Origin of the sequence: Kitasatospora sp. NPDC088548 (genome assembly GCF_044753005.1) — a bacterium.
In the GTDB taxonomy this organism is placed as follows: domain Bacteria; phylum Actinomycetota; class Actinomycetes; order Streptomycetales; family Streptomycetaceae; genus Kitasatospora.
Window position 1 is genome coordinate 55,756 of record NZ_JBIVMI010000035.1, and the last position, 19,656, is coordinate 75,411.

18 protein-coding genes are annotated in these 19,656 nt (G+C 75.7%); 10 read left to right on the plus strand and 8 right to left on the minus strand.

What is annotated here, in order from left to right:
- Positions 1–38 precede the first annotated feature (38 nt).
- From ACIP82_RS33140 to ACIP82_RS33150, 3 genes are all read right to left on the minus strand, one after another.
- Positions 39–212 (minus strand): hypothetical protein, encoded by a 174-nt coding sequence (locus ACIP82_RS33140; RefSeq protein ID WP_400658871.1) that lies wholly within the window; start codon positions 210–212, stop codon positions 39–41.
- 309 nt (positions 213–521) lie between these two features.
- Positions 522–1,205, minus strand: a complete 684-nt coding sequence (locus ACIP82_RS33145) for a thiol:disulfide interchange protein DsbA/DsbL (RefSeq protein WP_400658873.1) — start codon at positions 1,203–1,205, stop codon at positions 522–524.
- 107 nt (positions 1,206–1,312) lie between these two features.
- The gene (locus ACIP82_RS33150) at positions 1,313–2,428 is read right to left on the minus strand and encodes a glycosyltransferase family 4 protein (RefSeq protein WP_400658875.1); all 1,116 of its coding nucleotides are present in this window, start codon (positions 2,426–2,428) and stop codon (positions 1,313–1,315) included.
- A 322-nt stretch (positions 2,429–2,750) separates the two neighbouring features.
- Here ACIP82_RS33150 and ACIP82_RS33155 point away from each other — a divergent pair, with 322 nt between their 5' ends.
- The 5 genes from ACIP82_RS33155 to ACIP82_RS33175 all read left to right on the plus strand — a co-directional run bounded on the left by ACIP82_RS33155 (position 2,751) and on the right by ACIP82_RS33175 (position 9,266).
- Positions 2,751–3,881, plus strand: coding sequence for a glycosyltransferase family 4 protein (locus ACIP82_RS33155; protein ID WP_400658877.1), 1,131 nt, complete (start codon positions 2,751–2,753; stop codon positions 3,879–3,881).
- Positions 3,882–3,933: 52 nt separating this feature from the next.
- Complete coding sequence (locus tag ACIP82_RS33160) at positions 3,934–4,269, plus strand: DegT/DnrJ/EryC1/StrS family aminotransferase (protein WP_400658879.1); 336 nt, start codon at positions 3,934–3,936, stop codon at positions 4,267–4,269.
- A 445-nt stretch (positions 4,270–4,714) separates the two neighbouring features.
- The gene (locus ACIP82_RS33165) at positions 4,715–5,533 is read left to right on the plus strand and encodes a DUF6643 family protein (RefSeq protein ID WP_400658881.1); all 819 of its coding nucleotides are present in this window, start codon (positions 4,715–4,717) and stop codon (positions 5,531–5,533) included.
- A 237-nt stretch (positions 5,534–5,770) separates the two neighbouring features.
- Positions 5,771–6,649 (plus strand): MOSC domain-containing protein, encoded by an 879-nt coding sequence (locus tag ACIP82_RS33170; protein WP_400658883.1) that lies wholly within the window; start codon positions 5,771–5,773, stop codon positions 6,647–6,649.
- A gap of 223 nt (positions 6,650–6,872) precedes the next feature.
- Positions 6,873–9,266: a right-handed parallel beta-helix repeat-containing protein gene (locus ACIP82_RS33175; protein WP_363610567.1), complete on the plus strand. Its 2,394-nt coding sequence runs from the start codon at positions 6,873–6,875 to the stop codon at positions 9,264–9,266.
- 28 nt (positions 9,267–9,294) lie between these two features.
- On the opposite strand, the gene ACIP82_RS33180 is transcribed toward ACIP82_RS33175, so the two are convergent.
- Positions 9,295–10,401 (minus strand): PLP-dependent cysteine synthase family protein, encoded by a 1,107-nt coding sequence (locus ACIP82_RS33180; RefSeq protein WP_363610565.1) that lies wholly within the window; start codon positions 10,399–10,401, stop codon positions 9,295–9,297.
- Between the two features lie 157 nt (positions 10,402–10,558).
- Positions 10,559–11,737, minus strand: a complete 1,179-nt coding sequence (locus ACIP82_RS33185; RefSeq protein WP_363610663.1) for an ROK family protein — start codon at positions 11,735–11,737, stop codon at positions 10,559–10,561.
- 116 nt (positions 11,738–11,853) lie between these two features.
- Here ACIP82_RS33185 and ACIP82_RS33190 point away from each other — a divergent pair, with 116 nt between their 5' ends.
- Together ACIP82_RS33190 and ACIP82_RS33195 are read left to right on the plus strand one after the other, a co-directional pair.
- Positions 11,854–13,092 (plus strand): MFS transporter, encoded by a 1,239-nt coding sequence (locus ACIP82_RS33190; protein WP_400658886.1) that lies wholly within the window; start codon positions 11,854–11,856, stop codon positions 13,090–13,092.
- A 170-nt stretch (positions 13,093–13,262) separates the two neighbouring features.
- Positions 13,263–13,835 (plus strand): HutD family protein, encoded by a 573-nt coding sequence (locus ACIP82_RS33195; RefSeq protein ID WP_363610563.1) that lies wholly within the window; start codon positions 13,263–13,265, stop codon positions 13,833–13,835.
- 189 nt (positions 13,836–14,024) lie between these two features.
- On the opposite strand, the gene ACIP82_RS33200 is transcribed toward ACIP82_RS33195, so the two are convergent.
- Entirely contained in the window at positions 14,025–14,786 is a 762-nt protein-coding gene (locus ACIP82_RS33200; RefSeq protein WP_363610561.1) for a DapH/DapD/GlmU-related protein, read from the minus strand.
- Between the two features lie 159 nt (positions 14,787–14,945).
- On the opposite strand from ACIP82_RS33200, the gene ACIP82_RS33205 reads away from it, so the two are divergent.
- Entirely contained in the window at positions 14,946–15,725 is a 780-nt protein-coding gene (locus tag ACIP82_RS33205; RefSeq protein ID WP_400658889.1) for a maleylpyruvate isomerase family mycothiol-dependent enzyme, read from the plus strand.
- A 19-nt stretch (positions 15,726–15,744) separates the two neighbouring features.
- On the opposite strand, the gene ACIP82_RS33210 is transcribed toward ACIP82_RS33205, so the two are convergent.
- Positions 15,745–16,518 (minus strand): enoyl-CoA hydratase family protein, encoded by a 774-nt coding sequence (locus tag ACIP82_RS33210; protein WP_363610557.1) that lies wholly within the window; start codon positions 16,516–16,518, stop codon positions 15,745–15,747.
- Between the two features lie 218 nt (positions 16,519–16,736).
- Here ACIP82_RS33210 and ACIP82_RS33215 point away from each other — a divergent pair, with 218 nt between their 5' ends.
- Positions 16,737–17,153, plus strand: a complete 417-nt coding sequence (locus ACIP82_RS33215; protein WP_400658891.1) for a RidA family protein — start codon at positions 16,737–16,739, stop codon at positions 17,151–17,153.
- 30 nt (positions 17,154–17,183) lie between these two features.
- Here the strand turns inward: ACIP82_RS33215 and ACIP82_RS33220 are convergent, their stop codons facing one another.
- On the minus strand, positions 17,184–18,467 hold the full coding sequence (locus ACIP82_RS33220; RefSeq protein ID WP_400658893.1) for an MFS transporter: 1,284 nt from the start codon (positions 18,465–18,467) through the stop codon (positions 17,184–17,186).
- 84 nt (positions 18,468–18,551) lie between these two features.
- On the opposite strand from ACIP82_RS33220, the gene ACIP82_RS33225 reads away from it, so the two are divergent.
- Positions 18,552–19,544: an ArsR/SmtB family transcription factor gene (locus ACIP82_RS33225; RefSeq protein WP_400658895.1), complete on the plus strand. Its 993-nt coding sequence runs from the start codon at positions 18,552–18,554 to the stop codon at positions 19,542–19,544.
- The last annotated feature ends 112 nt before the right edge of the window (positions 19,545–19,656 follow it).

Below are 19,656 nucleotides of genomic sequence, written 5' to 3' on the forward strand. Positions count from 1 at the left end.
GGCACCGTCCCGGCGCCTTCCCAGCGCCTTCCGTGCGGTCAGCGCCCGAGCATCCGCAGCGCGGCCGGTTCGGTGAACTCGTACCTGGTCATCTGCTCCAGGTCCCGCAGCCAGCTGGTCATCCGCGCCGCCCCGGCGGGGCGGGCCGGCACCCGGGCGTACAGCTCCTCGAACGCGGTGGTGGCGCTGTCCAGCGAGAACCGGCCGGCCACCCACTCCCGCCCCCAGGCACCGAGCCGCGCCCGGCGGGCGGGATCGTCGACGAGCTGCGCGCGTTGCCCCCCACGGAGCCCTGCCCTCTCCGGTACCGCCGGTATCGAGAAGTGGGCCCGCCGCCACGGCAGTTCCGTACCGCGGCGGTGTGGCCCGGCGCCCACCCTGGCACAGGGTGTGGTCGTCGGGGGTCGGATCGGTGAAGGTGATCAGGTCCGGGGCCCGGCCGGGTCGTCCGGCCGGGCCCCGGCGCACGTTCCGGGCCGGCGAGGGGCCGCCGGGCGTCGGCGGACGGGGCCGGCGGCGGGTCAGCGACCGGGCCGGGCCTGCTGCCCCTGCCGTTCCAGCTCGACCAGGTGGTCGAGGACGCCGGGCATGGCCTCGACACCGCCGGCCCTGGTCGGCGAGGTGCGGTACTCGCCCTGGACGACCACGGTGGGCAGTTCCTCGACGCCGTACCGGACGAACAGCCCGGCGGCCTCGTCGGTGGCCCGCTGGACCTCGGCGGAGCGGTACGCCTCGCGGAACCGCTGCGGGTCGACGCCCTGGCGCAGCGCCCAGTCGGCGGCGCCGGCCTCGGTGGTGAGGTCCGCCCGGTCGACGCGGACGGCGCGGAAGACGGTGGTCTGCAGGCGCTCGACCAGGCCGAGGCGCTCCAGCGTGTAGTAGAGGCGCGCATGGCCGCGCTGGGCACCCTCGTGGGGGTCGCCGGGCCAGACGGCGGGCACCCGGCGGAGGGTGGCGTCGGCCCGGTGCCTCCCGGCCCAGTCCTGGAGCGGCTGTTCCAGGAGCTGGGAGTGGCTGCAGTCGTACCAGAAGAACTCGACCGCCTCGGTGCGGGTGCTCTCGCGCACCGGCTGCGGCTGGTCGAGGCGGACGTACTGGGCGCCCTCGTGGGGCGGTTGAGGGGTGATCGCGCCGGCCTGGAGGGGGGACGCGGCGATCCCGGCGGCGACGGCGAGCAGGACGGTGGACCTCAGCAGCGATTTCACACCGGGCAGTGTGTCGATGACGGATCGTTACCGGCCAGTCTCCCGGGGGCGGCCGGGCCGGGATTCGCCCGTTCGGCGCAGCCCGGCCCGGCCTGTTCGGCGGGCGGTCAGCCTCTTCCCCACACGTCGGTGAAGAGCCGCTGCCAGGCGTCGGCCACCACGCCGAGTTCGAAGTGCTCCAGGGCCCGCGCGCGGGCGGCGGCGCCGAGCGTGGCGCGGTCGCCGGCCAGCACCTTGGCCAGCGCCTCGGCGAGGGCGACCGGGTCGCCGGGGGCGACCAGCGCGCCGGTGGCGCCGTCGCGGACCACCGAGCGGACCCAGCCGACATCGGTGGCGACGGCGGGCAGCCCGGCCAGCGCGGCCTCGATCAGGACGCCGGGCGCGCCCTCGCTGTCGCTGGTCAACAGCAGGGCGTCGGCGGCCCGGTAGAGCGGGGCCGGGTCGGCGAGGGTGCCGAGGAAGTGGGTGCGGGCGGCGGCCGGGTGGCGTTCCAGGGCGGCGCGGCCCGGGCCGTCGCCGGCCACCGCGAGGCGGACGTCGGGCAGCCGGTCGAGGGCGTCGAGGGCGAGGTCCAGGCGCTTCTCGGGGGCGATCGCGCCGACCCAGGCGACCAGCAGGCTGTCGGTGGGCAGGCCGAGGGCCTGCCGGGCGGCGCGGCGGTCGGCGTCGCCGTCGGCGGGCGGATAGCGGTCGGCGGCACGGGCGTTGGGGATGGTGCGGACCGTGGCGGCGGGCAGCCGGAACCGGTCGAGCAGAACGGCGCGGGCCTCGTCGGCGAGCGCGGTGACGGCGGCCGCGCGGCGCAGCAGGAGGCCGGTGCGCAGCCGGCGCAGCGGGCGGGCGGTCCAGTGCCGGGGGTCGCCGATGGAGACGTAGACGAACGGGGTGCGGGTGCCGGCCAGGGCGAGGGCGCAGGCGGGGAGGGTGGCGGAGCCGTGGGCGAGCACGAGGTCGGCGGTCCGGGCGGCGGAGCGCAGGGCGAGCAGGGTGGCGGGGTGCAGCCGACCGGGGCCGAGCACGGTGGTGGCGCGGGTGTCGGGGGCGTCGGGGTGGGCGTCGGGGTGCGGGGCGAGGGCGCGCAGCGCGGAGGCCTGGCCCCGGCGGCGGAGTTCCCGGTGGAGGTCCCGGGCGAGGTTCTGGGCGCCTCGGCGGCGCGGGTCGGTGATCACGTGCAGGATGCGGGGGCGGGTTCCGGCCGTCTTGGCCGACACGGCGTCGGGCATGGGAACGACCTTGGCACAGCGCCCGGCGCGGTTACAGCCCCTTCGCGCAACCCGGTGGTGGCCCGTACGCCGGTGCCGGTACTCCTGGCGGGCGCCGACCGCGAGCCGTCGTGCGCGGGGCATGGCGACCGTACGCCTTGTTTCGCGCCCCCAGCGCCGTCGACCGCCCCCGGCTGCCCCGGCGCCCGTGGGACCGGCCTGGCCTAATCCCTGGCGGGCGGTGCCCGCCACCTGCGATGCTGATCGGCAGTCAGGGTGCCGGCCGGCATGGGAGACCGGCCGCGCCCAGGAGGGCGGGGGTTGGCCTGTGCATGTGCTCTATGTGATCGACAGCGTGAGCCGGGTCGGTGGGGCCGAGCAGGGTCTGGTGGCGATGGCCCCCCAACTGGTGCGGGCCGGCGTGAAACTGGATGTCGCGTACCTCGAGGAGTCACCCGGGGGCTTCCAGCCGGAGCTGACCGAGGCGGGGGCCGACGTGTTCGGCGTGGGCCGGGCCACCCGGGGGCGGACGGCCGCCGCGCTGCACCGGCTGATCCGCGAACGGCGGCCGGAGCTGGTCCACACCACCCTGTACGAGTCGGACGTGCTCGGCCGGGCCGCCGCGCTGTCGGCCCGCACGCCGGTGGTGTCCAGCCTGGTGAACTCGGCGTACGGCCCGGAGCACCTCAACGCGCGCGGGCTCAGCCCCTGGAAGGTCCGGGCCGCGCAGGCGGTGGACGCGGCGACGGCCCAGGGCACCCGCCGGTTCCACGCGCTGACCAGGTATGTGGCCGGGGCGATGGCACAGCGGCTGCGGGTGCCGCGGGAGCGGATCGACGTCGTCCCGCGCGGGCGCGACCCCGAGCTGCTGGGCATCATCACCCCGGAGCGCCGGGCCGCCGTCCGGGCCGCGCTGGATCTGCCGCAGGACGTCCCGGTGGTGCTCGCGGCGGCGCGCCAGCAGTACCAGAAGGGTCTGGACGTGCTGCTGGAGGCGTGGCCGGCGGTGCTGCGGGCGGAGCCGGAGGCGGTGCTGCTGCTGGCGGGCAGCGAGGGCACCGAGACGGTGCGGCTGCGGGCGCTCGCCGAGGCCGCCGGGAACGTCCGCTTCCTCGGTCCGCGCGGGGACGTGTTCGACCTGATGGCCGCCGCCGACGCGCTCGCCGCGCCGTCCCGCTGGGAGGGGCTGGGCAGTGCGGCGATGGAGGCGATGGGCGTCGGTGTCCCGCTGGTCTGCGCGGACGTGCCCGCGCTGCGCGAGACGGTCGGTTCGGAGGACTACGCCCGGCTGGTGACGCCGGAGCGGCCGGCCGAGCTGGCGGCGGCGCTCACCGACACGCTGGACGACCGGGCGTCGGCCCGGGTGCGGGCGAAGGCGGCCCGGGCGCGGTTCCTGACCTCGTTCACGCTGCACCAGGTGTCCGCGCAGATGGTCGAGTTCTACGAACGCTCGCTGCGACTGCGCCCGGTCTGACCGGTCCCGACGGCCCGCCGGTCACCGACTGCCCCCAGTATCGCCAAGGCGGTTGCGCCGCACGTCGCGGCTCGGCAAGCATCGCGGGAGGGGGACGGGCGCGGGCGGCGGGGGTCGGTCGGACGCCTTCGGCCCGACCGCCGAGCGGCTCGCCGCCGTCCTGCGGGCCGAGGGCATCGGCTCGCGCCGCTACTTCCACCCGCCGGTGCAGCGCCAGCGGGCCCACGCCCATCTCGGCCAGGCCGAGTCACTGCCGGTGACCGACCGGCCGGCCGCCTCGGTGCTGACCGTCCCGCTCTGGTCGCAGACGGACGCGCCCACCGTGCGCCGGATCGCCGGCGCGGTGACCCGGATCCAGCCGTACGCGGAGCGTCTGCGCACCGTCTGACGGGCCGCACCCGGTTGGGCGGTTCGGGTGAACGCGGTTGGACCGCGGGCGCATCCGGTCGGCAGGATGTCCGGCCGGGGGCCTGCGGCTCCGTCTCACGGGCACCCGTCGAACACCTTCACGGGAATTTTATTCCCGAAACATTCACGAGCCACCGTCACGCCCTCGGCGGGGGCTCGAATGCGCCAGCGCACGCCCTGTGCGCAGAAGTTTCTTCGGCGGTGCCCGAACCGTCCACCGGCCCGTCACCACACGGGCCCGCGCGAGCCGTGTCCGGGTGGCGTTCGAGAGTCCGCACGGGCTCCGGGTTGGCCTGAAGTCGCCGCCGGAATGTCCGTTCTTCCCACTTTCGAAACCTTTGTGCGAGCGAAGACTGTGTAAACACTCGAACTGCACTGCCTCCCGCTCTCCTCAGCAGGCGCGTTGTGGGCTTACCGTATGCCCCATGACCTCGCCCCGCTCCTACGACGGAGTCGGCTACCCCTCTCCGTCCTTCTCCTCCGGCACGCCCATCTACGACAGTCTTGTCGCAGAGCGCGGTGTCCCCCAGATCGCGCCCATCAACGTGCCGGCCGCCCTGCCACCGGCCCTGTCCACCGGGTACGGCCCGGGCGCCGGCCCGTCCTACGAGAACCGGTACGGCTCCGGGTACGAGAGCACCGGCAGCAACCTCCCCGCGCTGCCGCCCGCCCGCCTCGCCCTCGGCCCCGGCCCGAGCAGCGCCCCGTCCGCCGGCCCCGCCACGACGTACCTCCCGGCGCAGCCCGCGCCGGCCTACGCCGCCGCGCCCCAGCCGCCCGTCCCCGGTTACGGCGGCCCCCAGCCGTACGTGCCCGGCCAGCGCCCGCAGACGCCGGCGCCCGGTTTCTCGCAGACCACCGGCGGCGGCTACCAGCCGTCCGGCGGCCAGAGCTTCGGCGGGCAGAACACCTTCGTCGGCGCCGGCCAGGGCGGCCAGCAGCAGACCTTCGGCGCCCAGCCGCTCGGCGGCCCCGGCCCCTTCGGCGGACCGCAGAACCCGGCCGGCCAGCCGCACGGCGGCCCGCAGGGCTTCGGCGGCCCGCAGCCCTTCGCCGGACCGAACCCGGCCGGCCAGGGGTACCAGGGCCAGGGCGGCGACCAGGGCTTCGGCGGCGCCCAGCTCCGCCCGGCCGTCGCGCCCGTCGCGCCGGTCCGCCCGATGCAGCCGCAGCGCCCGGGCCCGTACGGCGAGCCCGGCCAGTTCCAGCAGGGCGGCTACCAGTCGCAGGGCCAGGGCTACTGAGCCGCTGACCACCCCATGGGCCGACCCCCACCCGGCCGGCACCCGCACCACCTGAGCACCACCCGGCGTACCACCGCGCGCCGGGCGTACGGAGAAACGGGTCATCCACGGACCGTCCGGACCGCCACCCCACGGCGTCCGGGCGGTCCGTGCGCGTACGGGGGCACGGCGGGTGCGCCGGGGGGGGGTGCACCGGGGGGTGTGCCCGCCGTCCGGCGGGGCTGGCAGGATGGAGGAATGCAGCTCTCCGGTCTCCACGTCTACCCCGTCAAGTCCATGTACCGCCTCAGCCCGGCCAGCGCCCGGGTCGAGCCGTGGGGTCTGGCCGGCGACCGCCGCTGGATGCTCGCCAATGCCTCCGGACGCTTCGTCAGCCAGCGGGAGAACGCCGCGCTCGGCCAGATCCGCGCCGAACTCGCCACCGACGGCTCACTCGCCCTCACCGCCCCCGACGGCTCCCGGATCGACGTCCCGGCCCCCGCCGTGACCGCCGGCGCCCCGCTCGCGGACGTCGAGGTCTGGGGCACCCGCTTCCGCGCCGCCGAGGCCGCCGAGGAGGCGCACCGGTGGATCGCCGAACACCTGGGCGACTACCGCCTGGTGCACCTGGACGACCCGCGCGCCCGGCCGGTCGACCCGGACTTCTCCGAGCCCGGCGACACCGTCTCGATGGCCGACGGCTTCCCCCTGCTGCTCGCCACCACCGCCTCGCTCGACGAGCTGAACGCGCTGATCGCCGCCGAGCACCCCGAGGGCCACGAGACGCTGCCGATGGAGCGCTTCCGCCCCAACGCGGTGGTCACCGGCACCAAGCCGTGGGCCGAGGACGGCTGGCGCCGGATCCGGATCGGCGAGCTGACCTTCAAGGTGGTCAAGCCCTGCGGCCGTTGCGTGGTCACCACCACCGACCAGGAGAGCGGCGAGCGGCGCGGCCCCGAGCCGCTCCGCACCCTGGCCCGGCACCACAAACTGCTGAAGAAGGCCGCGTTCGGCCAGAACCTGATCCCCGAGCGCCCGGCCGGGGTCGAGGGCGACGTGTTCGGCACGCTGCGGGTCGGCGACGAGGTCGAGGTGCTGGAGGAGGGCGCGCACTGGCCGGAGCACGGCCTGCTCTGAGAACGGCCTGGTCCGGCCACCGGGTGCCGCCGCCCGCGGGGCCGGAACCGGAAGCGCGCGCACTCGTTGAAGGGGGTGCCGGGCACCGGGCGTCCGCGGTCCCGTACGGCGGCGGGCGGGCGGACCACCCGCGCGAGCGCGCTACGGTGGGCGGGCGGCCCGCGCACCCCCGCGTACGGCCCGTTGATCGCCGGCTCGATGAAGGTGGGGACGACAGACCGTCATGGCTGAGCACAGGGTCCGGGTCACCCAGGACAGCGCATCCCGCTGGCGGCGCCGCGCCGGCGAGTACGACACCCTCGCGGAGGCCCTGGCCGCCGCCGAACCGGGCGACACCGTGACGATCCGGCCGGGCACCTTCCGGGAGAACGTGGTCCTGGACAAACCGGTCACCGTCGTCCCGGCCCAGGGGCCCGGCACGGTACGGATCGACCCGCCGGGCGGGGTACCGCTGACCGTGACGTCCGCCGCCATCGTCCGCGACCTGGTGATCGAGGGCAGCGACAGCTCCGTCCCGGCCGTCCTGGTCACCGGCCCGGCGGCGACGCCCTCGCTCAGCGGCTGCCGGGTGGAGACCCGCTCGGCCAGCGGTATCGAGGTCACCGCCGGCGCCCGGCCCACCCTGCGCGGCTGTGTGGTCTCCAACCCGGCGGGCCTCGGCCTGCGGCTGCGCGGCGAGGGCACGGCGGCCGCGTTCGAGGACTGCGAGGTCGCCGCCGCCGGGCAGGCCGGGCTCGCGGTGCTCGGCGGCGCCACCGCCGCGCTGGAGCGCTGCCGGGTGCACCACGCCTCCGGCGCCGGGGTGCTGCTCACCGACCCGGGCAGCGCCGCCGAGCTGACCGGCTGCGAGATCTACGAGATCCGCGGCAGCGGGGTGCAGGCCGAGGCGCAGGCCGGCGGGCGGCTGATCGACTGCGAGATCCACCGGGTCACGGGCAACGGCCTGACCCTGGACGGCGAGGCCGAGCTGGTGCTGACCGGCTGCCGGCTGCACGACCTGCCGGAGAACGGCGCCGACCTGCGCGGCCGGGCCCGGCTCAGCCTCTCCGGCAGCACCGTCCGGGACTTCGGGCGCGGCGCGCTCTCGGTCTGGGACCAGGGCACCGAGGCCGTCGCCGAGTCCAGCGAGATCCACGGCTCGACCGGGGAGTACCCGGCCCTCTGGGTCAGCGACGGCGCCCGGCTCACCCTCACCGACTGCTCGCTGCACGACCTGCCGGACGCGCTCTTCGTGCTGGACCGCGACTCCGCCGCCACCGCCGACGGCTGCTCGTTCAGCCGGATCCGCAGCTCGGCGGTGTCGGTCAGCGGCGGTGCCGGGGTGACCCTCACCGGCTGCCGGGTCCAGGAGGCGGGCACCGGGCTCTGGTTCCGCGACCACGGCAGCGGCGGGCTGCTCACCGGCTGCGAGATCTCCGACGTGGCCACCGGCGTCATCGTCACCAAGGGCGCCGACCCGGTGCTGCGCGACTGCACCGTCCGGGCCAGCTCGGACGCCGGCGTGTACGTCTCCGCGCAGGGCCGGGGCACCTTCGAGGACTGCCGGGTCTCGCACGGCAAGGGCTTCGGTTTCCACATCATCGACGGCTGCCGCACCCAGCTCATCCGCTGCCGGGCCGAACAGAACGAGCGGGCCGGTTTCGAGTTCTCCGAGCCCGGCCCGGTGGTGGAGGCCTGCACCTCGGACGATGTCGCCCCGGCCGCCCCCGCGGCCGAGGTGCCGGCCCCGAGAACGGCCCAACTGACCACCGCCCCGCCCCCGTTGGCGGCACCCGCGGCGATCGGCCCGATCCCGGACTGCCGGCCGGCCGACGAGGCGCTGGCCGAACTGGACGCGCTGGTGGGCCTGGCCACCGTCAAGCAGGAGGTCCGGACGCTGATCGACCTGATCGCGGTCGGCCGGCGCCGCCGCCAGGCCGGGCTCAAGGCGCCCTCGCTCCGCCGCCATCTGGTCTTCACCGGCGCCCCCGGCACCGGCAAGACCACGGTGGCCCGGCTCTACGGCGAGATCCTGGCCTCGCTCGGGGTGCTGCAGCGCGGCCACCTGGTCGAGGTCGCCCGGGTGGACCTGGTCGGCGAGCACATCGGCTCCACCGCCATCCGCACCGCCGCCGCCTTCGACCGGGCGCGCGGCGGGGTGCTCTTCATCGACGAGGCGTACACGCTGGCACCCGAGGACGGCGCCCGCGACTTCGGCCGGGAGGCGATCGACACCCTGGTCAAACTGATGGAGGACCACCGGGACGAGGTGGTCGTCATCGTGGCCGGCTACACCAGTGAGATGGAGCGCTTCCTCTCCGCCAACCCCGGTGTCTCCTCCCGCTTCTCCCGCACCATCACCTTCTCCGACTACACCGCCGAGGAGTTGCTGGAGATCGCCCGCGCCCAGTGCGCCGAGCACGAGTACGCGCTGGCCGAGGCCACCGAGGGCGCGCTGCTGGACCACTTCGCCACCCTGGAGCGCGGCCCCAACTTCGGCAACGGCCGCACCGCCCGGCAGGTCTTCGAGACCATGGTCGAACGCCACGCCATGCGCGTCGCCCACCTCACCGACCCGTCCACCGAGGAGCTCCAGCTCCTCGTCCCCGCCGACCTCCCGGGCACCCGCACGCCCTGACCGCCCGCGATCGCCCGGGCCGGCGGCGTCAGCCCGTCCAGGCTCCGCCGGCCAGGAAGGCGTCGAGTGCGGCGCGGTAGGGCGCGATGTCGATCCGTTCGCCGGCCAGCCAGTCGTCCGAGTAGTACTTGTCGAGGTAGCGGTCGCCCGGGTCGCAGATCAGGGTGACCACGCTGCCGCGCTCCCCGGCGGCGCGCATCTCGGCGACGATCCGCAGCGCGCTCCACAGCCCCGTCCCGGTGGAGGCCCCGGCCCGCTTGCCGAGCACCCGCTCCAGCACCCGGACGGCGGCGACCGAGGCGGCGTCCGGGACCTTCATCATCCGGTCGATCGCCCCGGGCACGAAGCTCGGCTCCATCCGGGGGCGCCCGATGCCCTCGATCCGCGAGCCGCTCGCGCAGACCGCGTCCGGGTCGTGGCGGACCCAGCCGTCGAAGAAACAGGAGTTCTCCGGGTCGGCGACGCAGATCCGGGTGTCGTACTGCTGGTAGTGCACGTACCGGGCGATGGTCGCCGAGGTGCCGCCCGTCCCGGCGGTGGCGACGATCCAGGCCGGCTCGGGGTGCGGCTCCAGGCGCAGCTGGGCGAAGACCGACTCGGCGATGTTGTTGTTGCCGCGCCAGTCGGTGGCCCGCTCGGCGTAGGTGAACTGGTCCATGTAGTGGCCGCCGGTCTCCTCGGCGAGCCGGGCGGAGGCCTCGTACACCTCGTCGGAGCGCTCGACCAGGTGGCACTCGCCGCCGTGGAACTCGATCAGGTCGATCTTGGACTGGCTGGTGCTCTTGGCCATCACGGCGATGAACGGCACGCCGACGAGCTGCGCGAAGTACGCCTCGGAGACGGCGGTGGAGCCGCTGGAGGCCTCGATCACCGGTTTGCCGGGGCGGATCCAGCCGTTGCAGAGCCCGTACAGGAAGAGCGAGCGGGCCAGCCGGTGCTTGAGCGAGCCGGTGGGGTGGGTGGACTCGTCCTTGAGGTAGAGGTCGATGCCCCAGTCGGCGGGGAGCGGGAAGCGCAGCAGGTGGGTGTCGGCGGAGCGGTTGGCGTCCGCCTGGACCTTGCGTACGGCCTCCTTGAGCCAGCTGCGGTAGTCCGCGTCGGAGCGGTCCACGTCGACGGTCGGCTCGATACCCATGATGGCTCTCCTCGCTCGAACCCCCCGGTTGCTCACTACGAGTATATGAGAGTCACGATAAGTGACCGTTTCGGCTGTCCCAGCTTCCGCTTATCGCCCTCCGGCGGCCTGGCGTGTCATCGCCCTCCGGCGGCCGGCGCGCCGGAGGGCCCGGGGTTCAGCCCGCCGCCACCGACTGCGGGTCCGCCAGGTACGGCAGCCAGGCCAGCTCGGCCGCGCCGGCCAGTGCGCTGTGCGCCAGCTCCGAGCCGACGATCGGCACCCGGCCGCTGCGGCCCCAGAGGGAGCGCTCGGCGAGCACCGCGCGCAGCCGCTCGGGCGCGGCCTCCAGCAGGTCGCGGTGGAGGCCGCTGAGCACCACCCGGTCGGGGTTGAGGATGTTGGCGACTCCGGCGAGCCCGAGGCCGAGCCGGTCGATCACGTGCTCGACGGCGGCCCGGGCGCGCGGGTCGGTGGCGGCGGAGCGGCAGAGCTCGCGGGCCTGGTCGAGCAGCGGGCGGTCCGGCTCGGGGGTGAGCCCGGCGGCGGCGAACAGCGCGTCGGGGTCGGTCTCGGAGTTGAGGCAGCCCCGGTTGCCGCACTGGCAGGGGCGGCCCTGCGGGTCGACGGTGAGGTGGCCGACCTCCAGCGCGAGTCCCGCGCTGCCGGTGTGCAGCCGGCCGTCGATCACCAGCGCGCCACCGACGCCGCGGTGGCCGGAGGTGACCAGCAGCAGGTGGCGGGCGCCGCGCCCGGCCCCGTGCCGGTACTCGGCGAGCGCGCCGAGGTTGGCGTCGTTGGCGACGAAGGAGGGCAGCGGGTCCAGCGCGTGCGGGCCGTTGTCGGCGCGGCCGACCTCGACGTCGTACAGGTCGGCGACCGGCGTGCCACTGGGCCAGGCGAAGTGCAGTGCGGCTAGGGCGGTGCCGTCCGGCTCGGTGACCGGGTTGGGCAGCGCGAGCGCGGCGCCGAGGCAGCGGCGGGTGGTGCCGCGGGCGAGCTCGGCACCCGCCTGGGCGACGGCGCGCAGCATCCGGACCGGGTCGGTGGCGGCGGGCAGCGGCAGGTGGACGGGCGGGTCCAGCAGGCCGCCGAGCCCGGCGAGGGTGACGCTCAGCCCGTCGGCGTGGATCTGCCCGGCGATGACGACCGGGCCCTCGGGGTCGATGGCCAGCCGGTGCGAGGGGCGGCCGCGGCCGCCGCCCGCCGGGCGGGAGTCGACGGCGATCAGGCCGAGCGCCTCCAGCTCCGCCGTGACGGCGCCGGCGGTGGCCCGGGTGACGTCCAGCGCGCGGGTGAGCGCCGAGCGGGTGGGCGTCTGGCCGGTGTGGATGAGGGAGAGCGCCGGGCCCAGCAGCGTCCGGCCGCGGTCGGGTGCCGCGCGGCGGTGGGCGTCGCGCTGCGCGTCGGGGTCGGCCGCAGAGCCTGGCTTCGGACTTGAAGGTGTGAGCTGCACACCTCTATTGTTACTTTGTGCCGCTCCGAAACAAAATCCTCGCGTATTCCCGGACCGACCGCCCCTCCTCCCAGTCTCGCAGCACACCACCCGCCCCCGACACCCCCTGGGGGGCCGCACGTCTCGCACTGACCGCCTTCTTCGCCGTCGACGGCTTCCTGTTCGCCGCCTGGGTGGTGCGCATTCCGGACATCCGCAGCCAGGTCAGCGCCTCGCACAGTGCCCTCGGGCTCGCCCTGCTCTGCGTCTCGGCCGGCGCCGTGGCCACCATGCCGGTGGTCGGCCGGCTCTGTCTGCGGTACGGCTCCCGGCCGGTCACCGTCGGCTCGCTGGCCCTGCTCGGCGTCGCCGTGCCACTGCCCGCGCACGCCCACTCGGTCGCGGCGCTCGGCGGCGTCCTGCTGCTCTTCGGTGCCGGCTACGGCGGTGCCAACGTCGCCATGAACAGCGCCGCCGTCGACCTGGTGGCCGAGCTGCGGCGACCGGTCATGCCCAGCTTCCACGCCGGCTACAGCCTCGGCGGCCTGCTCGGCGCGGGCGCCGGCGGGCTGCTCGCGGGCACCCTCAGCACCGCCTGGGCGCTCGCCCTGGGCGGCCTGCTCGGCCTGGCCGTCACGGCGGGCGCCGGTGTGGTCCTGCTCCGCAGCCCGGCCGCACCGGCGGTGGCGCCCGCCCGCCCTGCCACCGGGAGCCCTGGCTCGCGGACGGCGGCCGCCCCGCACGCCCGCCTGCTCGTCCTGCTGCTCGGCCTCACCGCGCTCTGCTGCGCCTACGGCGAGGGTGCGATCGCCGACTGGACCACCCTGCACCTCACCGACGACGTGCACGCCGGTGCCGGTACGGCCGCCGCCGCGTACGCCGCGTACGCCTTCGCGATGACCACCGGGCGGGTCGGCGGGACCTGGGCCTCGATCCGGCTCGGCCAGACCCGGGTGATGGTCCTCGGCGGCCTCACCGCCGCGGCCGGCATGCTGCTCGCCGCGCTCTCGCCCTCGGTGCCGCTCGTCATCGGCGGATTCGTGCTGGTCGGCCTCGGCCTGGCCAACATCTTCCCGCTCGCCATCGCCCGGGCCGGCGCCGCGGGCGGTCCGCAGGGCGTCGCCCTCGCGTCCACCCTCGGCTACGGCGGCATGCTGATCGGGCCGCCGGTGATCGGCTTCCTCGCCGACGCCGCCGGCCTCCCGCTCGCCCTCACCACCGTCGCGCTCGCCGCCACCGTCGCCGCGCTCCTCCCCCTGACGGCCCGCTCCCGCTGACCGGCCGGCCGCGCCCCGACGCCCGCCCACCCCCGGTCGCGCCGTCCGGCGCGGGAGGCCCGTCCGTCCGCGCCGGGCTGCCGCGCTTGCCGACCGTGCCGGAGATCCTGCGCAACGGCGGGGGCGCCCTCCGCCCCCGGCCCCCGGGCGGCTCGTGGCAGGATGCCGCCATGACGACCAGTGGGCGGATCCGGATACTGCGGGCGGGCGAGCGCCCGGCGACGGCCTGGCTCAACGGGGGCGGGGTGACCAGGGAGGTCGCCGGCTTCCCGGCCGGGGCGGGGCTGGACACCTTCGACTGGCGGGTCAGCCTCGCGGACGTCGCCTCGGCCGGACCGTTCTCGCCGTTCCCCGGCGTCGACCGGGTGATCACCCTGGTCGACGGCCCGGGCATGGCGCTGACCGTCGACGGCACCGAGCACCTCGTCGACACCCCCTTCCGCCCGTTCGCCTTCCCCGGCGACGCGACGACCGGCTGCCGCCTGCTCGGCGGCCCGGTGGTCGACTTCAACGTGATGACCCGCCGGGGCCGCACCACCGCCGACGTCTCCTTCGCCGCCTCGCCCCGCGCCGTGGACGTCCCGCCCGGCGCCACCGTCCTGGTGGTCTGCCTGGCCGGCACCGCCGCCCTCGGCCCGGCCGGCCTCACCCGCTTCGACGCCGCCCTGCTCACCGCCCCCGGCCCGCACACCCTGCGCGTCGACGGCGCCACGGCCGTCGTGACGCTGAGCCCGGCCGGCTGACCGGGGAGCGGCAGCGCGGTGGGAGCGAACAGACCTGCCACCCGGACGAGTTGCCGCTCCCGCCCGCGAAGAAGGGCACCGGCCCCGCGGAGGAGCTACGGGCCCGGTCCGGGAACAGCCAGCGGAACCGCCCGGACCGAACTCCCCTGCCCGGCCGATCCGTTGACCGCGTCCGGGCCGGGCCCGTCCTCAGGACGAGGCGTCCTCCCCCGGCAGCCGCAGGTCCCACCCGACCAGGGCGCGCAGCTGCTCGGCGGTGACGCCGTCGGGGACGGGGCTCGGCGGATCGTGGCGCAGCGGGGGCTGCCAGCCCTCCTCGGCGGTCCAGCGGCGGACGACCTTCGCCGGGGCGCCGGCGACCACGCTGTGGTCGGGGACCTCGCCGCGGACCACCGCGCCGGCCGCGACGACGACGTTGCGGCCGAGCCTGGCGCCGGGGAGTATCACCGCGCCGGTGCCGATCCAGCTGCCGGGGCCGATCTCGACCGGTTCGTTGCGCGGCCACTGCTTGCCGATCGGCAGGTCGGTGGAGCGGTACTCGTGGGCCTGGTCGGATATGTAGACGCCGGGGCCGGTCCAGACGTCGTCGCCGAGGACGATCGACTGGTGGCCGACGATGTGGCTGTCGCGGCCGATCACGCAGCCACCGCCGATCCGGACTATCGGCTCCGGCCCGAGGTCCAGGCCCGGCAGGAAGCCCGCGCTGATGGTGACGCGCTCGCCGATGATCGAGAACGGGCCGATGGTGATCCACTGCTCGTTGAAGACGGCGCCGAGCGGGAACGCGAGCTTCGTCCCCGCGCCCAGTTCGCCGAACCGGTACGGCCCGGGGTTGTCGCCGGACACCGCCCCGGCCGTCTGCACGAAGCGCCAGCCCCGGTGGACGAGGCGGCCCGCGACACGTCGGCCGCCGGCCCGGACGGCGGAGAACAGGGAACGGGTGATCGGCATGCGCTCACGTTACCGGCCCGTACGGTACGGCCGACCGGCGAGGCGGCCAACGTCACATCGGCCCGGTACGGCTGCCGCTTCCAGCTCGGCAGGACGGCAGGACGGCAGCCGATCGGTCGGCAGGTCCGAAATCCGCCACCGGTGCGACACTCGTCGACCATGGAGATCTCCGAGCACATCGACGCACTGCGCCGCGAGGGCGGCCTGCTGGCCGACGCCGCCGACCGCACCGACCTCGCCGCCCCCGTCCCCACCTGCCCCGACTGGCGGCTGCGCGACCTCGTCCTGCACACCGGCCAGGTGCACCGCTGGGCCACCGCCTACCTGGTGCACGGTCACCGGGCACCGCTGGACGCCGACGGCGCGGCCGCCGCCTGGGGGCCGGAACCGTCCGACGCCGCGCTGGTCGACTGGTTCCGGGCGGGCCACACCGCCCTGGTGGAGGCGCTCGCCGCGGCGCCGGCCGACCTGGACTGCTGGAGCTTCCTGCCCGCGCCCGGCCCACTGGCGTTCTGGGCCCGCCGCCAGGCGCACGAGACGGCCGTGCACCGCTTCGACGCCGACGCCGCCGCCGGGGAGCCCGGCCCGCCGGTCGCCACCGACCTGGCGCTGGACGGCATCGACGAGCTGCTGTGCGGTCTGATGTCCCGCGGCCGTGCCCGGGTGCGCAGCGAGCACCCGCGCACGGTGCTGGTCCGGGCCACCGACGGGCCGGGCTCCTGGCTGCTGACCATCAGCCAGGAGCCGCTGTCCGTCCGGCGCCTCGGCGACGCCGGGCCCGCCGACGGCGGCGGCCCCGCCGACCTCACGCTCAGTGGTCCGGCCCGCGAGCTCTACCTGCTGCTCTGGAACCGGCTGCCGGCCGAACGGGTGGACCGCTCGGGCGACCGGTCGCTGCTGGACCTCTGGCGGGAGACGGCCGCCGTCCGCTGGAGCTGAACCCCGGTGTGGCGGGCGGTCACCGCGCCCATGGCGCGGGCTGCTTGGTCAGGAACGCCCGCATGCCCTGCTGCGCCTCGTCCGAGCCGAACAGCCGGGCCGACAGCTCGACCAGTTCGTCGGCGTCCCGCTCGAAGGAGCGCACCACCTCGGCGTTGGCCAGCCGCTTGGACTGCGCGAGGCCCTGCGGCGAGCCCAGCCGCAGGGCGTCCAGCAGGGAGGTGAGCGCGGTGCCGGTGGACTCGGCGGAGTCCGTCGCCTGGGTGATCAGGCCGATCCGGGCGGCCTCGGCGGCGTCGAAGACCTCGCCGGTCAGGTAGTAGCGGGAGGCCGCGCGCGGGTCCAGCTTGGGGCGCAGCGGGAGCGAGATGACGGCGGGCGCGAGACCGAGCCGGACCTCGGTGAACGCGAAGGTGGCGGCCGGGCCGGCCAGCGCGAGGTCGGCGGCGCCGACCAGGCCGAGGCCGCCGGCCCGGACGTGGCCGTCGACGACGGCGATCACCGGCTTCGCGCAGTCCACGATCGCCCGCTGGAGCTCCACCAGGCCGCGCGGGCCGACCGTCGGGTCCGCACCGGTCGCCTCGGAGAGGTCGGCGCCCGCGCAGAACACCTTGCCGGTGTGCCCGAGCACCACCGCCCGGACCTCCGGGTCGGCCGCCGCGACCGCCAGGCCGGCGGTCAGTTCGGCCATCAGGCGGGTGGAGAGGGCATTGCGGTTGTGCGGCGAGTCGAGGGTCAGGGTGGTGACGGCGTCGGCGGTGGTGACGCGGACGAAGGGTACTTCGCGGGTCATCGGTGCGGGCCTGCTTTCCGGCTGAGGGTGGGTCGGACTGCCGAGGCGTCCCCGGTGGTTCGGGCGGCGCCCGGACGACTCTGACACGGCCACCCGCCCGACGGCCAGAGCCGCCTCGGCCGGGGCTCCCGCGGACCGGAGGCCGGTGGTGGGGCACGCACCGGCCAGGGGCGGGAAATCCGGTGGAACGGTGATCGCGGCTGGGTCACGATGACCGCATGACCACCACCCCGCAGCACCTCACCCATATCGCCGAGCCGCCCGGGGTCGCCCCCGGCACCGGGTACACCCAGGTCGTCACCGGCACCGGGCGCCTGGTCGCGGTCTCCGGCCAGGTCGCGTTCGACGAGCAGCGGCGGCTGGTCGGCCCGGGCGACCCGGAGGCGCAGGCCCGGCAGATCTTCGAGAACCTGCGCCGCTGCCTGGCCGCGGCCGGGGCCGACTTCACCGATGTCGTCAAACTGACCTACTTCGTCACCGACATCGCGTACCTCTCCGCCATCCGCGAGGCCCGGAACGCCTGCATGGACCCGGCCCGGCTGCCGGCCAGTTCGGCGATGCAGGTGGCGGCGCTTTTCCTGCCCGAGGTCCTGATCGAGATCGAGGCCCTCGCCCTGGTGCCCGAGCCCGCCTAGGGTCGCCCGGCCCGCGCCGGCCCGTACCGATTAGACCGCGATCGCGCCCCGCCGCCCGGCCCACCGGACGGCGGGGCCCATGGCCAGTCCCGCGCCGGCCAGCAGCACACCGAGCGCGGCCCAGCCGAGCAGGCCGAACCCGATCACGGCGGTGCTGACCACGGCCGGGCCGATCATCAGCGAGGCGGCGCTGCCCGCGTTGTGGACCCCCTGGTAGGCGCCGTGGGCGCGTTCGTCGGCCAGGTCGTAACTGAGCGCCCAGCCACCGGCCTGGCTCAGCACCTCGCCGAGCGCCTGCAGCGCCACCCCGACGAGCACCACCACGGCCGCGACGACCGGGGGCAGTCCGTGGGCGAGGCCGATCACCACGCAGGAGGCGGCGAGGATCAGACCCGCCCGGCCGCAGACCCGGGCGGCCGTCGCCGGGTCCTCGGTGCCCCGGGTGGCCCGGACCTGGAGGGCGATCACCAGCAGGGTGTTGACGATCAGGGTGCCCGCCACGGTGATCCGGGGCGCGTCGGTCTGCTGGACGATCCAGAGCGGCACGCCGACCTCCAGCAGCGCGAACTGGAGGCAGAACAGCGAGTTCAGCGCCGTCACCACCAGGAACGGCCCGTCCCGCAGGGCCGGGTTGCGCTGCCGCCCGGGCCGGCCGGGCCGCTCGTGCCGTCCCGGGGCGGGGGCCGGGAGCCGCAGGTACAGCACGGCGACGACCGCGAAGGAGACGGCGTCGGCCAGAATCGCCGTCAGATAGACCGGCCGGGTATCCGCCTGGAGAGCGATCGCGCCGAGCGCCGTACCGCCGCACAGGCCGGCGTTGGTCACCACCCTGAGGTAGGCCCGGCCCGCCACCCGGCGGTCGGCGGGCAGCACTTCGGCGTAGAGGGCGTTGCGCACCGCGGCGGACCCCCGGTCGACGGCGGTGACCGCACAGGCCAGCGCGACGAAGGCCGGATAGCTGTGCACCAGCGCGTACCCGGCGGTGCCGACGGCCTCCAGCGCGACCAGCAGCACCAGCACCCGCCGCGCGCCCCAGCGGTCCGCGGCCCGCCCGGCCGGCATGCTGGCGGCGACCCCGCACAGACCGGCGACGGTGAGCCCGAAGCCGAGCCGGGCGGCGCTCAGCCCGAGGACGCGGGTGAAGAAGAGCACGCCGACGGCGAGCGAGAGGCCGTTGCCGAGGGTGTTCACGAGGGTGATACCGGCGAGCCTGCGCACCGCCGGATCGGGGTGCAGCAGTCGTGATGTCCTGGCCGGTCCGGTTTCGGGCAGGTCGGAGCCGCGTGCGGAGGTCTCCGCCGGTGAGGTGGTCATGTCCTCGATCCCACCGCCTCCCGCTCCCGCACAGTACTGATTTAGGCTCTGGCTAAAAGGACGGCGACGACGGGGGGCGGACAGGTGCACCGGTTCAGGCTCGGGCTGTCCGACCTCGCCACCACCTGGTTCGCCTGCTCGCCGATCCAGGAGGCCGCGCTCAGCCTGCGGATGTGGACCCACCCGGGCTTCTACGCGCTCCAGTCGTCCGCCTTCGAGCGGCTGCGCCCCGCCTTCGCCCGGCTGGACTCGACGCTGCTGCTCTCGCTGGTGGGCGCGAACCGCTGGATCCCCGACTTCCTGACGCCCCGACCGGCCTCCCCCGCCCCGGACTTCCGCACCGAACTGGCCGTCGTCCGCGCGTTGCCGCCCGAGCGGCTGCGCCCCGAGCTGGAGCAGGTCTTCCTGCCGCACGGCCGACCGCTGCCCGCCGTCCTGTCGGCCGGGCTGGCCGATCCGGCGCGGCTGCTGGCCCGGATCGCGGACGGGCTGGAGGAGTACTGGGAGGTCTGCCTGGCGCCCTCCTGGTGGCCGCAGGCGCGTGCGGTGCTCGAGGCGGACCTGGTGTACCGGGCGCGGCTGCTGGCCCAGCACGGCGCGGCGGCGCTCTTCGCCGACCTGGACCACCGGCTGCGCTGGGAGGACGGTGTGCTGTCGATCAACCGCCGCTGGACGGACTGGGACGGCGAGATCACGGTGGACGGTCGCGGGCTGGTCCTCGTCCCGACCTTCTTCGCCCGCGGTGCGATCACGATGATCGACAACGACCTTCCGCCGCAGATCAGTTACCCGGCCCGCGGCCAGGCCGGCATGGCCGGGCCGACCGCCCCCGTCACCCCGCGCGCGCTGGAGCTGCTGCTCGGCGCGCCGAAGGCCCGGCTGCTGGCCCTGCTCGCCGAACCGGCCTCGACCACCGACCTCGCCTACCGGCTGGGCGTCACCCCGGGCGCCGTCAGCCAGCACCTGGCCGTGCTGTCCGACACCGGCCTGGTGACCAGGGCCCGGCACGGCCGTTCGGTGCTCTACTCCCGCAGCCCGCTCGGCGACGAGCTGACCGGCGGCCCCCGGCGCGCCTGAGGTGCGCCGCACGGATCCTGCCGGACCGCCGACCCAAGCCCTCGGCCCAAACCCCCGATCCGGTTGATCAACTCGCCATTGGTACAGACCTGTTGACGCATTGGTCCAGTCC

Bases quoted from the DNA above. Each gene is read 5' to 3' on its own strand.
- ACIP82_RS33150 (WP_400658875.1), bottom strand. From the start codon at position 2,428: ATGCCCGACGCCGTGTCGGCCAAGACGGCCGGAACCCGCCCCCGCATC.
- ACIP82_RS33165 (WP_400658881.1), top strand. From the start codon at position 4,715: ATGACCTCGCCCCGCTCCTACGACGGAGTCGGCTACCCCTCTCCGTCC.
- ACIP82_RS33170 (WP_400658883.1), top strand. From the start codon at position 5,771: ATGCAGCTCTCCGGTCTCCACGTCTACCCCGTCAAGTCCATGTACCGC.
- ACIP82_RS33175 (WP_363610567.1), top strand. From the start codon at position 6,873: ATGGCTGAGCACAGGGTCCGGGTCACCCAGGACAGCGCATCCCGCTGG.
- ACIP82_RS33180 (WP_363610565.1), bottom strand. From the start codon at position 10,401: ATGGGTATCGAGCCGACCGTCGACGTGGACCGCTCCGACGCGGACTAC.
- ACIP82_RS33195 (WP_363610563.1), top strand. From the start codon at position 13,263: ATGACGACCAGTGGGCGGATCCGGATACTGCGGGCGGGCGAGCGCCCG.
- ACIP82_RS33200 (WP_363610561.1), bottom strand. From the start codon at position 14,786: ATGCCGATCACCCGTTCCCTGTTCTCCGCCGTCCGGGCCGGCGGCCGA.
- ACIP82_RS33205 (WP_400658889.1), top strand. From the start codon at position 14,946: ATGGAGATCTCCGAGCACATCGACGCACTGCGCCGCGAGGGCGGCCTG.
- ACIP82_RS33210 (WP_363610557.1), bottom strand. From the start codon at position 16,518: ATGACCCGCGAAGTACCCTTCGTCCGCGTCACCACCGCCGACGCCGTC.
- ACIP82_RS33215 (WP_400658891.1), top strand. From the start codon at position 16,737: ATGACCACCACCCCGCAGCACCTCACCCATATCGCCGAGCCGCCCGGG.
- ACIP82_RS33220 (WP_400658893.1), bottom strand. From the start codon at position 18,467: ATGACCACCTCACCGGCGGAGACCTCCGCACGCGGCTCCGACCTGCCC.